Source organism: Stappia sp. ICDLI1TA098, from assembly GCF_054880955.1.
This window is the reverse complement of the sequence record NZ_JBTZBT010000001.1, coordinates 361,972-375,098: the sequence shown is the minus strand read 5'-3', so window position 1 is coordinate 375,098 and position 13,127 is coordinate 361,972. Positions and strand designations below refer to the sequence as shown.

Below are 13,127 nucleotides of genomic sequence, written 5' to 3'. Positions count from 1 at the left end.
GGCCGGTGCGCCGGCCGACCTTGGACCTCAGACCTCGGCAGGCAGCTTCAGCTTCCTCGCCATCGCGAGGAAGGTGTTGCGCGCCTCGGCCACGGAGAGTTCGGCATAGCGGCGCGTGGATTCCGCCGAATTGGACGACGACAGCCGCATGCGCTTTGAGCGCATCTTGATGATCTTGCTGTAGGCCTCCTCGCTCACCCCGCTGATGCGGCAGAGCACAAAGAGCGGCATCTCGTCATCCCGGAACACCAGCGGAACGACAACGTTTTCCGGCCACCCCTGCTTGCGGGCCAGGAGCTGGGCCAGGTCGAAGGCCCGATCCTTGTCGGCGAAGGCGGCGACGGCGACGTCGACCGGCACCTGGCCTTCCAGCGCCTTGTCGATGAGCTCCTGGGTCTTCGACTTGGCGCCGTTGAACTCGCGCAGCTGGATCTCGACCTCGCGGGCGGCGCGGGTGGCGATCGCCTTGACCAGCACCTCGTTGAGGTTGCCGTCGCGAATGCGCTGCGAAAGCTCGCGCGAGAGAAAGGGGACAAGCTTCTCGGCCGAGGCCATCGGCAGGTCGTCGCGCGCGCTCAACGCCTCCTGCAATTCCTCGTCCTTGCGTGCGCGCGCAACGAGAATGTCGAACGTATCCCCGCCGAGCGTCGCGGCGTGATTGCGCGCCAGCGTGTGCAGAACCTCGGGATTACCGCTTTCCGCCAGCACCCGCGTCAGCACCGGCCGGATCGGATGACGCTTGCACAGGACAAGCATGTGGGCGTTCGAGACTTCCTTGGCGATTTCTGCCAGGTCTTCGTCGCTCAGGACCCGCGAGTTGAGCAGCACCGGCTCGGCGACCTCGATCTCGGTGTCGCTGGCAAGCGCCTTCAGGATGGGCTTGGGGACCTTGTCTTCCTCGGAGACGCGCCGCGCGATCGCCGTCCGCGCCGCCGCCTCAAGGCGGTCCATCACATGGAGCAGCACCTCGGCGAAGACAGGGCTGACACGTTCGCGCTCCTTGGCCTCGGAGCGGCAGAACATGTCGGCCAGCGCGACGACCAGGTCCCCGATGTTTCCGGCCGGAGCCTTGGGGGTCAACGCTGCGTCATGCGTCGAATTCATGCCATTTCCTTCATCGCCGTTTCACAATAGGTTAGCGGCAACCTCTTTCCTCACCGTTAAACTTCGGGAATTGAAAAAGAACAGGAAATACAGTCCGTTCACCCATCCGTGATCTCTGTCTCGCGTCCCTTCGACTGTCGGGCCCGCCGACGCCCGCGCCTGACCGGGCCCGAGAACACGCACCGCGCGCATTTCCAGAAAATTCACCCGACCACCTGCCCGAGCTGCCAAATCCGACGCCGTCCGCAACCGGTTTCCACCATGCAACCGATTGCGCGCAAAGCCGTTTTCCGGACACGCGGCAGTGCAGCATCTTTTTCGCTTTGTCGTCTGCGCCCCGTAACTTATTATTTACCGGTCGAAAGACTGCGGGAGGCCACAGCATGACATTCGTCCGCAATCTTAACTTCCTTACCGCGTGCGCGGCATTCTTGTTCGTCGCCGCCATCGTTGTCGGAGTTCTCTGAGGCACCCCGTCAAGTCGGGTGCCGACTCATCGCAGACACGAAGAGGATGCGTTTCAGACATCCCGAGAGCGTAATTTTCGAAAGATTGTCGCATCTCGAAGCAAGTTTGTCGTGCCGAAGGGCACGCGGCCCGGGCGGGAAACCGCCCGGGTTTTTCGTATCTGCCGCCCTCCGGGCAAGCTCCCGAGAGCCTCGCTCCGCAGCGGCGAGAAAAACCGCAAGCTGGCTTGTCCCCGCCGCCCGTTCACCCGCCACGCGCGCCTGTCCCCGCCCCTGAGCCGGAGGCCGGCGCGCGACCGCCGCGAGGACAACGGCCCGTTCAAGGAAAGAGCCGCCCTGGCCGGAACCCTAGCCGGCCCAGCCGACCTCGGCCTCGGGAAAGCTGTCGGTGCGGGCGAAATAGGGCTTGATGTCGACCAGCGGCGTGCCGTTCAGGCAATCGAGGCCGCGCACACTCAGCACGTTGCCGTCGACGCCCAGCAGGTCGACGACGGACAGCGACACTGGATTCGGCCGGACCGGTGAGCGCAGCGCGAAACATCCGTGGGTCGTACCGGCAAAGGACGGCGCCTGAACGATCAGGTCGCGCCGCGCCACGCTCATCCAGTAGAGCAGGATGAGATGGCTGCAGGTCGCCACCGACTTGAGCCCCTCGGCATAGGCGTCACTTACATGGACCCGGCAGATGGCATCGCTCTTGCGGCCGTTGCGCGGGCAGGCCGAGAGGTCGCTCCAGGGCGTCTCGATATGGCCGATGAACACCAGTCCGGCATCGGCCGGCAGGACCGCCGGGTCGCGGGCCAGCCGGACCTCGCCCGGCCTCGACGCCATCTTGTCCGTTACGCTCACGAGCGCCACTCCCTTTTGATGCACAGCCCTTGCGGTCCGCCTGACTTTCAAGCACCCGCCCGCAACGATGCCATGCCGCAAGATCGCCGCCAAGAAGACGCGACACCGGCCGATGCGAACAATTTTACGAAAACTCCCCTCAAATTTTATTCTAATGAAAATCAAGTAAATCTATATTTTTTATTGGTGACTACGAGATTTTGTTTAAGTAGGACGTGCTAGCGATGGTCAATCGAACGATTCCGGTCAGGAAAATGCTATGTCGAACATGCCAACAACCGAACTGGTGAATTTCGAGGCGCTGGCCAATGAGAAGGACATGGGCCGACGCAACGAGCTGGCCCGCAACGTGGCGACCCTGTTTTCGCTGACCTCGGAAAAGTGCTCGGACGAACAGATCGAAATCTACGATTCGGTTCTGGTCCGCCTTTCCGATATGGTCGAAGCACAGGCCCGCGCCTTCATCGCCGACCGGCTGGCCTCGCTGCGCCGCGCACCGGAGGCAACCATGCGACGTCTCGCCGCCGACGACATCGCCGTGGCACGACCCGTGTTGCAGCGGTCCACAGCGCTCAGGGACGGCGACCTGATCGAGATCGCACTCAACCGCGGCGAGGACCACCGTGTGGCCATCGCCACCCGCGAGATCCTCTCTGAAATGGTCACCGACGTGCTTGTCGACAATGGCGGCACCGACGTCCACCGCACTGTTGCCGGCAACGGCGGCGCCAGCCTCTCGTCCCGCACCATCGGCAGCCTCATCCAGGCCGCCGGCCTCGACGAGGACCTGCAGCTCGCCCTGGCCAACCGGGCCGATCTCGACGAGCCGGCCGTGGAGACCCTTGCCGCCCTTGCCAGCGAGCGCGTGCGCATGCGCCTGCTCGCCGCCAACCAGGCGGAAGGCGAGAGCGTACCGCAGGCCGCCCGTCTCGCCGCCCAGAAGCTCTCCAACGACTTCTGGCTGAAGCGCTACGACTTCGAGACCGCGATGGGCCGCGTCCTGGCGCTCGCCCGCGGTCCCGGCATCGACGAGGCGACGCTGCTGCGCTTTGCCGAGGAAGATCGTTTTGCCGAGGTCGTGGCCACTTTCGCCATGCTCGGCGACATCGGCATCGAGGAAGCGACGCTCTGGATGGTGCGCCTCGACACCGACCCGTTCCTGATCGTCGCGCGGGCCTGCGGGCTTGGTGCGGACACCGTTTCCAAGGTGCTCACCATCGGCCCCTGGCGCTACCGTCTGAGCGAGGCGGGACGGGAAAAGGCGATGCGCCGCTACGAGACCATCAACCCGAAGTCCGCGCGTACCCTGCTCGGCCAGTGGCAGGGCCGGATGGCTTGCTGATCCCTTGGAAAGACCGGCGAGACAAGGGCGCTTCCCCCCCGCCCTCGTCTCGCCGTAAAGTGCCGACGAATCAATTTCCGACTGTAGGGTCTGGCCGGGGGCAGCAATCATGGGCGAATCGGACGGGCGCGTTCTTCCAAACGCCGCCACACTGTTGAAATCCGCCACCGCGGGCCTTGCCACCATCGCCGCCGCCGGCCCCGCCCACGCCGAAACGGCACGGCAGATGGCGGGCGAACGCGCCTTCGTGCAACTTGGACTTCAGGTTCGAGAGGCGCTCGAGCGCACGCTTCCGGCAACGGCCGATTTTCCCGAGCGCGCCGCCGCCGCGCTGAGCACCCATTCGCCTGACGGCAGCCTGAGCTGGATCTGGGCAACGCTGATCGTTCTGGCGGGCGCGTTCGCTGCCGGTGGCATGGTGCTCGCTATCACCGAGCGCTGGATGTTTGCCCGCTTCCTCCAGGGCCGCCTCCCGCACCCGGGGGCCGACCGGTCGACGCGCATCGCCTTCCTTTTTTCCCGTGCCATCCTGATGGCGCTTGCCATCGTCCCCTTCGCGGCAGTGACCATGGCGGTCGCCTTCGCCTTCGTTTCCGGGCACCCCGCCTCGCGGGTGTCGGTATTCATCGGCGTGGAGGCGAGCCTTACCCTGCTTGCGCTGCGCCTGGTGCTGCGCACCGCGCTCGCGCCGGGGGTGTCGCACGGGCGCATGATCTCCTTCTCGGACCCGGAGGCCACGAGCCTCTATCGCGGCCTGATGGCGGCCGGCGGCCTCAGCATCCTGATGATGTCGATCTGCGACTGGATGGAGGCGATGGGCCTCGATCCGGCACCGCACCGGCTGGCGCTCATCGCCACCATCGGGGCGACCTGCCTGCTGTTGTCGCTCGTCGCCATCGCCCACCGGCGCTCCATCGGACGTATCGTCTCCGGCGGTCAGGCCGCCTCCTCGCGGGCCCACCGCATCGCCGGCCTCGTCTGGCTCCCCCTGATCCTCGTCTATTTCGCGCTCGCCTTCCTCACATCCGGCGTGCGCATTCTGCTGGAAAAACCGGATGCCATTGGGCTGGTGGCGGCTCCAATCATGGCAGCCCTTGTCTGGGGCGGTGTGCTGGGCCTGATGATCCTCATCGTCGACCGGCTGCTCCTGCCCCGCCTTGACAGCGACCAGAAGCTCGAGACGCGCGTCCGCGACCTCATGCGCGCCGACACGGCCGCCGGCGAGCCGCCCGAGGAGGAGGCCGCACGGTCCCAGGCGGCGGCCGAGGCGATGGAAGCCGAACGCCACCGCCTGCCCTACCGCAATCTGCTCGACCACGGCGCCGAGATTCTCGCCGTCGTCATCGCCATCGGCTTCATCCTGATGCGCTGGGGCGTGCACATCGCCGACAAGAGCTCGATCGCCAGCATACTGTTCGAAGTCGGCGTCATCGTCTTCCTGTCCTACATGGCGTATCAGGCCGTCGAGCTTGCCATCGATCGGCAGATCCACCGCGAGAGCGGAACCGCCAGCGGACACGGTGAAGCGGCCGAGGGTCACGGGCGCGGCGAAAGCCGACTGGCGACGCTGCTGCCGATTTTCCGCAATTTCCTGCTGATCTCCATCGTCGTCCTCGGCGGCATGATCGTCCTGTCCGAATTCGGCGTGAACGTCGGCCCGCTCTTCGCCGGCGCCGGTGTCGTTGGCCTTGCCGTCGGCTTCGGATCGCAGACCCTGATCCGGGACATTTTCTCCGGCGCCTTCTTCCTGGTCGACGACGCCTTCCGCAAGGGCGAGTACATCGACATCGGCAGCGTCAAGGGAACGGTCGAGAAGATCTCCATCCGCTCCATGCAGCTTCGCCACCACAATGGCCCGCTCAACACGGTGCCCTTCGGCGAGATCAAGTTCGTCAAGAACTTCTCCCGCGACTGGGCAGTGATGAAGCTCGCCTTCCGCGTCACCTACGACACCGACGTGGACAAGATGCGCAAGCTCATCAAGAAGTTTGGCCAGGAGCTGCTGGAGCATCCCGACTACGGCTCGAAGTTCCTCGAGCCGGTGAAGTCGCAAGGCGTCACGGCGCTTGAGGATTCCGCCATGATCGTGCGGGTGAAGTTCATGACCCGCCCGGGCGACCAGTTCGAACTGCGCAAGGTGGTCTATTCCGGCATCCGCGACCTGTGCGAGGCAGCCGGAATCCACTTCGCCCACCGCGAGGTCACCGTGCGTGTCGCCCAGGAGCCGGGCGACACCCGCGAGTTCAACGAGGCCGAGAAGAAGGCAATCGGAGCGGCCGTGCTGCCGACGCTCGCGCCCGCCGGCCCGCCGCCCGACGCCGACGGCCGCTGATCCGGCCGTTTCACCGCTCTTAAACGCTCGCCTGCGAAACTCAACTCGTCGCGCGCGGGGTGGTCCGCATCGGGCTGGGGGCGGAAGGGGATCGTCATGGGGGACAACACCGGGCAGGCAGGCCAGCGAGGCGATACGCACGCCGCCAGGGCCGCCACCCCGCCCCATCGTCGCCCCGGCCTCGACCTGCTGCGCATTGTCGCCGTTGCCGCCGTCGCATGGTTCCATTTCGGCTTCCGCATGGAGGTGACGGGCGAGGCCGGCGACGCGCTCACCGGAGATCCAGGCGGGCTCGCCCGCTACGGCTATCTCGGCGTATCGGTGTTCTTCGCCATCTCCGGCTATGTGATCACGATCTCGACCGAGGGCCGCGACCCCGTCGCCTTCGCCATCGCCCGCTTCGCGCGGCTGTGGCCCACCTATGTGCTGTGCATGAGCGCCACCGCTCTCGTCACCCTGCTGGTGCCGGGCCTCGTCTTTCCCGTCGGCATCGCCCAGTATCTCGCAAATCTGACCATGCTCTCTCCCTTTCTCGGGCAACCCTTCATGGATGGCGCCTACTGGTCGATCGTCGCCGAGATCGTGTTCTACGGCTGGGTCGGGCTGTTGATGGCGACCGGCCTGTGGCATCGCCACCAGGTGGTGATCGCGCTCGTCTGGGTGACCATCGCCGCGCTCGACCAGGGGCTTGTCGGCAGCGGACTGCTGCGCCGCGTGTTTCTCACCGAGTTCGCCGGCTTCTTCGCCTTCGGCATGATGCTGCGCGCGCGCGAGCGCGGCGAGGCGGGCGCGACAATCGTGCTCGTCGCCGCCCTCGTGCAGGCGCTGGCGAGCGGCATCGCCTTCGCGCGGGGGCTGGAGCCAATCTATGGCGAAGCCTTCTCCGGCCCGCTCGCCGGGGCGATCATCGCGGCTTCGCTCGCCGTCATGGCCGGTCTGACGCGGAGTGCCGACACGCGGCTTCCGGCAGCCGTCGTCGCCCTTCTCGGCCGGGCAACCTATCCCTTCTACCTGCTCCACCAGCACATCGGCTACGCCGGCTTCCTGCTGCTTGCGCCCCTGATCGGGTTTCCCGCAACGGCCGTCGTCGTTTTGGCCGGACTGACATTCGCCGCGCTTCTTGTCACCACCACGATAGAACGCCCGGCCGGACGCGCCGTCCGGCGGGTCGGCGAGGCATTGCGCGGCCGGGTGCCGGCCCTTGCCAGCCAGCACCCGCGCCAGGACTGAAAAACGCGAAAGGCCCGCGCCTCTAGCAAGACGCGGGCCTTCCCGAAGTGTCGCCAGCCGGCATACGGATGAGAGACCGGACGGCCTATTCCGCCGCCTGCAGCTTCAGCGGATCATAGTTCAGGATCGGGGCGAGCCAGCGTTCGGCCGTTTCCACGTCCCAGCCCTTGCGCGCCGCGTAATCCTCGATCTGGTCGCGCTCGATGCGTCCGACGCCGAAGTAATGGGCGTCGGGATGGGCGAAATAGAGCCCCGAGACCGAGGATCCCGGCCACATTGCATAGCTCTCGGTGAGAATGATGCCGGCGGCCGCGGACGCGTCGAGAAGCTCAAACAGCGTTCCCTTTTCGGTGTGGTCCGGCTGGGCCGGATACCCCGGCGCCGGGCGGATGCCCTGATACTTCTCACCGATCAGATCCTCGGCCGAGAGCTTCTCGTTCGCCGCGTAGCCCCAGAAGGTGGTGCGCGTCATCTGGTGGAGCTTCTCGGCGAAGGCCTCGGCCAGCCGGTCGCAGAGCGCCTGGGCGAGGATCTTGTTGTAGTCGTCGCCGGCCGCGATGTGACGGGCGAGGAGCTCCTCCTCGCCATGACCCGAGGTGACGGCGAAGCCGCCGAGCCAGTCGGCGATGCCGGAGGCTTCCGGCGCGACGAAATCGGAGAGCGCCAGATTGGCCCGGGCGCTGCCGGCACGCGCCATCTGCTGGCGCAAGGTGTGCAGCGTGGCCAGTTCGCCGGTGCGCGCCTCGTCGGCAAAGAGCACGATGTCGTCGCCCCGGCCTGCCGCCGGCCAGAAGCCGACAACGCCCTTCGGGCGAAGCTGGCCGTCGCGCACGATCTCGTCGAGCATGCGTCTGGCGTCATCGAACAGGGCCCTGGCCGCCGGGCCATAGCGGTTGTCGGTCAGAACCCCCGGATAGGTGCCCTTGATCTCCCAGGTGGAGAAGAACGGCGTCCAGTCGATCACCTCCGCCAGCGACTCCAGCGAGATGTCGTCGACGATCTTCGTGCCCAGGAAGGAGGGCGCGCTCGGCCGGTAGCTCTCGAAGGAGGGCTTGAAGGCATTGGCGCGCGCATCCGCCAGACTGGTGCGCTTGCCCTGGCCGCGCGAGCGCGAATGCCCCTCCGCCGCCTTGGCGTAGTCGGCGCGGATCCCGTCGATGTAGCCGTCGCGCTCCCCCTTCGACAGAAGCCTGGAGACGACGCCCACCGCCCGGCTGGCGTCGGTGACATAGACGGCCTGGGAGCGGCGGTAGTTCGGGTGGATCTTCACCGCCGTGTGGATCAGGCTCGTCGTCGCTCCACCGATCAGCAGCGGCAGGTCGAAGCCCTCGCGCTCCATCTCGGCGGCGACATTGCACATCTCGTCGAGCGACGGCGTGATCAGCCCCGACAGGCCGATGATATCGACCTTCTCCTTCCGCGCGGTGTCGAGGATCTTCGTCGCCGGCACCATGACACCAAGGTCGATGACCTCGAAGTTGTTGCACTGGAGCACGACGCCGACGATGTTCTTGCCGATGTCATGGACATCGCCCTTGACGGTGGCCAGAAGCACCTTGCCAGCGCTCGGCATGCCCTCGATGCCCTGCTCGCGCTTCTCCTGCTCCATGAAGGGCATCAGATGCGCAACGGCCTGCTTCATGACGCGCGCCGACTTCACCACCTGCGGCAGGAACATCTTGCCCGCGCCGAAGAGATCGCCGACGACGTTCATGCCGTCCATCAGCGGTCCCTCGATGACGTGCAGCGGACGCTCGGCCTTGAGGCGCGCCTCCTCGACGTCTTCGTCGATGTAGTCGGTGATGCCGTTGACGAGCGCATGGCTGAGACGCTTCTCGACCGGCAGCTCGCGCCAGCTCAGGTCCTGCACCCGCGCCTTGCCGCCCTTGCCCTTGAACCGCTCGGCCGCTTCCAGCAGCCGGTCGGTTGAATCGGCGCGCCGGTTCAGCACCACGTCCTCGGCAAGCTCGCGCAGCTCCGCCGGCAGATCGTCGTAGACCGCCAGCTGGCCGGCGTTGACGATGCCCATGTCCATGCCCGCCTGGATGGCGTGGTAGAGGAACACCGAGTGCATCGCCTCGCGCACCAGCTCGTTGCCGCGGAAGGAGAACGACAGGTTCGAGACGCCGCCCGAGACATGCGCGTGCGGCAGGTTGCCGCGAATCCAGCGCGTCGCCTCGATGAAGTCGACGCCGTAGTTGTCGTGCTCGGAAATGCCGGTGGCGACGGCGAAGATGTTCGGGTCGAAGATGATGTCTTCCGGCGGGAACCCGACCTCGTTGACGAGGATCTCATAGGATCGCCGGGTGATCTCGACCTTGCGGGCCTGGGTGTCGGCCTGGCCATCCTCGTCGAAGGCCATGACGACGACCGCCGCGCCGTGACGGCGCACGAGCTTCGCCTGGGCGACGAAGGCCTCGACGCCCTCCTTCATCGAGATCGAATTGACCACCGCCTTGCCCTGGACGCACTTCAGGCCGGCCTCGATCACCTCCCACTTGGAGCTGTCGACCATGACCGGCACCCGGGCGATGTCCGGCTCGGCGGCAACCAGATTGAGGAAGGTGACCATGGCCTCCTTCGAATCGAGCAGGCCCTCGTCCATGTTGACGTCGATGATCTGGGCGCCGCTCTCGACCTGCTGGCGGGCGACCTCGAGCGCGGTGTCGTAATCGCCTTCCTTGATCAGCTTGCGGAAGCGGGCCGAGCCGGTGACGTTGGTACGCTCGCCGATGTTGACGAAGGCGATCTCCGGCGTCAGCACGAAGGGCTCGAGGCCCGACAGGCGCAACCGGCGCGGAGGGGCCGCGACCGTGCGCGGCGCATGCGGCGCGACGGCCTCGGCGATGGCGCGGATATGATCCGGCGTGGTGCCGCAACAGCCGCCGACGATGTTGACCAGCCCGCTCTCGGCGAACTCGCCGACCAGCGCGCCCATCGCCTCCGGGCTCTCGTCGTATTCGCCGAACTCATTGGGGAGCCCGGCGTTCGGATAGGCGCACACCAGGGTGTCGGCGACACGCGAAAGCTCGGCGATATGCGCGCGCATCTCCTTGGCGCCGAGCGCGCAGTTGAGGCCGATGGAGAACGGGCTGGCGTGGCGCAGCGAATACCAGAACGCTTCCGGCGTCTGGCCCGACAGGGTGCGTCCGGACAGATCGGTGATCGTGCCGGAGATCATGACCGGCAGCTTGACGCCCTTTTCCTCGAACACCTCGTCGATGGCGAAGAGCGCGGCCTTGGCGTTCAGCGTGTCGAAGATGGTTTCGACCAGGATCAGGTCCGAACCACCGTCGATGAGGCCGCGCACGGCTTCCGCGTAGGACTCCTTCAGCGCGTCGAAGGTGATCGCGCGAAAGCCCGGATTGTTGACGTCCGGCGAGATCGACAGCGTGCGGTTGGTCGGGCCGATGGCACCGGCGACGAAGCGCGGACGCGCGGGGTCGCGCGCCGTGACGATGTCACAGGCCTCGCGGGCGAGCCGCGCGCCTTCCAGGTTCAGCTCGTAGGCGAGTTCCTCCATCGCATAGTCGGCCTGGGCGACGGTGGTGGAGGAGAAAGTGTTGGTCTCCAGGATGTCCGCGCCGGCCTCAAGATAGGCGATGTGGATGTCGCGGATCGCCGGGCCCTGCGTCAGATTGAGAAGGTCGTTGTTGCCCTTCACGTCCTGCTGCCAGTCCTTGAAGCGCGCGCCGCGATAGCCGTCCTCGTCCAGCTTCAGGGCCTGGATCATGGTGCCCATGGCGCCATCGAGAACGAGAATGCGCTTGGCGGCGGCCTCGGCAAGGGCCGTGGCGGCGGATGTGCGGTTCGTCATCTGGTCGTGTCTCCCGGATCCGTCTTCAGGCGGCCTGCTGCGCGGCAGCGGCCGGGCTCATGCCCAGCATGCGGCAGATCGCGACCGTTAGGTCGGCACGGTTCATCGTGTAGAAATGAAAGTCGGCGACACCGCGATCGACAAGGTCGAGCACCTGCTCGCAGGCGACCGCCGACGCGACCAGCTTGCGCGTCTCCGCATCCTCGTCGAGACCGGCAAAGCGGCGCGCCAGCCAGTGCGGGATCGTGGTGCCGCACTTGGCCGAGAACACCATGGTCGTCTCGAAATTGACGATCGGCAGGATGCCCGGCACGATCGGAATGGTGATGCCGGCGGCGCGCACCCGCTCCAGAAAGCTCTCGAACAGGTCATTGTCGAAGAAATACTGGGTGATCGCCCGGGTCGCGCCGGCATCGACCTTGCGCTTCAGGTTGTCGATCTCGGTCTGCCAGTCGGCGCTTTCGGGATGGCGCTCCGGATAGGCGGAGACGGACACCTCGATGTCGTCGGCGATACGGCGGATGCCGGTGATCAGGTCGCCCGCATAGGCATAGCCCTGCGGATGCGGCCGGTAGATTGCGCCGAGCCCCTCCTGCGGGTCGCCCCGCAGCGCCACGATGTGGCGCACGCCGAGCTCATGGTAGGAGCGGATGACGTCATCGATCTCGTCGCGGCTGGCACCGACGCAGGTCAGATGCGCGGCCGGGCGCAGCTCGGTCTCGCGCAGAATGCGCTCCACCGTGCGGTGGGTGCGTTCGCGCGTCGAGCCGCCGGCGCCATAGGTGACGGAGACGAAGGAGGGGCCAAGCGGCTCCAGCCGCTTCACGGCATTCCACAGCGAGGCTTCCATCTTCTCGCTCTTGGGCGGAAAGAACTCGAAGGAGACGGAGACCTCCTTGCCGGAGCCATTGCCGAGCTCGAAGCGGCGGAATTTGTCGAAGGAAGACATTCAGGCGACCTCCTGGGTCAGGTTCAGGTCCGGCAGATCGGAGACGATGCGCGGATCGCGGGCAAGCCAGATCGTGACCGTGAGGCGGTCCGCCTCGCCGGCATCGGGATGCAGGTCGCGGATCTCGACCATGTCGAGACCGGCATCCTGCAGCCATCGGCTCATCTGCTCATGGGCGAATCCGAGCCGGCGATGCGCATGCGCGTCGCGCAGGAACTCCAGCTCGTGCGGGGCGAAATCGACAATCAGCAGCCGTCCGCCGGGACGCAGCACCCGTGCCGCCTCCTGGATCGCCCGGCCGGGGTCGTCGAGAAAATGCAGCACCTGGTGCAGCGTGATAAGGTCGAAGCTCTCCGAGGGCACGTTGAGGGCGTAGATGTCGCCCTGCCGCACCTGGGCGTTCTTCAGTCCCTCGCGCGAGATATTGGCGCGCGCCACGGCCAGCATGTCATGGCTCTGGTCGAGACCGAGCGCCTGCTCGTACTGGTCGCTGAACAGCGACAGCAGGCTTCCGGTGCCGGTGCCCAGATCAAGCATGGTATGGAACGGGCGCTTGCCGACGATCTCGCGGATCGCATCCTCCACCGCCGCCTCCGGCACATGCAGCGAGCGCTCCTGATCCCAGGTCCGCGCCCGCGAGGCGAAGAAGGCGGCCGCCTCCTCTGCCTTGACACGGCGGGTGGCGGCCAGGCGCACCCGATCAGCGGCGAGAAGCGGGTCGTTGATGTCGAGACGCGACAGCAGCAACCGGGCGAAATCACCCATCGCCCCCTCGCCCAGCCGGTAGAACACCCAGGCCCCTTCGGGAAAGCGCTGGACGAGGCCGGCCTCGGTCAGAAGCTTGAGGTGGCGCGAGATGCGCGGCTGGCTCTGGCCGAGGATCGTGGTCGCGTCCTTGACGGTGAGTTCGCCGTCGGCAAGAAGCGCCAGCAGACGCAGGCGCGTGTCCTCGCCCACCGTGCGCAGGCCGACAAGCAGCTGTTCCGCGCTCAGCGGCGTTCCGTCGGTCAAGGCGAACCCGTGGCTCATCGCAGTCC

At 66.4% G+C, this 13,127-nt stretch carries 8 protein-coding genes; 3 read left to right on the top strand and 5 right to left on the bottom strand.

What is annotated here, in order from left to right; all coding sequences use genetic code 11:
* Positions 1-27 precede the first annotated feature (27 nt).
* On the bottom strand, positions 28-1,104 hold the full coding sequence (locus tag ACSLUQ_RS01670; protein WP_461807526.1) for a DUF2336 domain-containing protein: 1,077 nt from the start codon (positions 1,102-1,104) through the stop codon (positions 28-30).
* 815 nt (positions 1,105-1,919) lie between these two features.
* A complete protein-coding gene (tsaA, locus tag ACSLUQ_RS01665; RefSeq protein ID WP_461807525.1) occupies positions 1,920-2,420 on the bottom strand; it encodes a tRNA (N6-threonylcarbamoyladenosine(37)-N6)-methyltransferase TrmO in 501 nt (166 codons plus the stop codon).
* Positions 2,421-2,679: 259 nt separating this feature from the next.
* On the opposite strand from tsaA, the gene ACSLUQ_RS01660 reads away from it, so the two are divergent.
* From ACSLUQ_RS01660 to ACSLUQ_RS01650, 3 genes are all read left to right on the top strand, one after another.
* A complete protein-coding gene (locus ACSLUQ_RS01660) occupies positions 2,680-3,762 on the top strand; it encodes a DUF2336 domain-containing protein (protein ID WP_417771068.1) in 1,083 nt (360 codons plus the stop codon).
* Positions 3,763-3,871: 109 nt separating this feature from the next.
* The gene (locus tag ACSLUQ_RS01655; RefSeq protein WP_461807524.1) at positions 3,872-6,094 is read left to right on the top strand and encodes a mechanosensitive ion channel family protein; all 2,223 of its coding nucleotides are present in this window, start codon (positions 3,872-3,874) and stop codon (positions 6,092-6,094) included.
* 96 nt (positions 6,095-6,190) lie between these two features.
* Entirely contained in the window at positions 6,191-7,324 is a 1,134-nt protein-coding gene (locus ACSLUQ_RS01650; RefSeq protein ID WP_461807523.1) for an acyltransferase family protein, read from the top strand.
* A gap of 85 nt (positions 7,325-7,409) precedes the next feature.
* Here the strand turns inward: ACSLUQ_RS01650 and metH are convergent, their stop codons facing one another.
* The 3 genes from metH to ACSLUQ_RS01635 are packed head-to-tail and all read right to left on the bottom strand — an operon-like array spanning position 7,410 to position 13,119.
* Complete coding sequence (gene metH, locus ACSLUQ_RS01645) at positions 7,410-11,141, bottom strand: methionine synthase (protein ID WP_417771071.1); 3,732 nt, start codon at positions 11,139-11,141, stop codon at positions 7,410-7,412.
* Positions 11,142-11,166: 25 nt separating this feature from the next.
* Positions 11,167-12,090: a methylenetetrahydrofolate reductase [NAD(P)H] gene (gene metF, locus ACSLUQ_RS01640; protein WP_417771072.1), complete on the bottom strand. Its 924-nt coding sequence runs from the start codon at positions 12,088-12,090 to the stop codon at positions 11,167-11,169.
* Entirely contained in the window at positions 12,091-13,119 is a 1,029-nt protein-coding gene (locus tag ACSLUQ_RS01635; RefSeq protein WP_417771073.1) for an ArsR/SmtB family transcription factor, read from the bottom strand. It lies immediately after the preceding gene.
* Positions 13,120-13,127: the final 8 nt, after the last annotated feature.

Bases quoted from the DNA above. Each gene is read 5' to 3' on its own strand.
- ACSLUQ_RS01670 (WP_461807526.1), bottom strand. From the start codon at position 1,104: ATGAATTCGACGCATGACGCAGCGTTGACCCCCAAGGCTCCGGCCGGA.
- ACSLUQ_RS01660 (WP_417771068.1), top strand. From the start codon at position 2,680: ATGTCGAACATGCCAACAACCGAACTGGTGAATTTCGAGGCGCTGGCC.
- ACSLUQ_RS01655 (WP_461807524.1), top strand. From the start codon at position 3,872: ATGGGCGAATCGGACGGGCGCGTTCTTCCAAACGCCGCCACACTGTTG.
- ACSLUQ_RS01650 (WP_461807523.1), top strand. From the start codon at position 6,191: ATGGGGGACAACACCGGGCAGGCAGGCCAGCGAGGCGATACGCACGCC.
- metH (WP_417771071.1), bottom strand. From the start codon at position 11,141: ATGACGAACCGCACATCCGCCGCCACGGCCCTTGCCGAGGCCGCCGCC.
- metF (WP_417771072.1), bottom strand. From the start codon at position 12,090: ATGTCTTCCTTCGACAAATTCCGCCGCTTCGAGCTCGGCAATGGCTCC.
- ACSLUQ_RS01635 (WP_417771073.1), bottom strand. From the start codon at position 13,119: ATGAGCCACGGGTTCGCCTTGACCGACGGAACGCCGCTGAGCGCGGAA.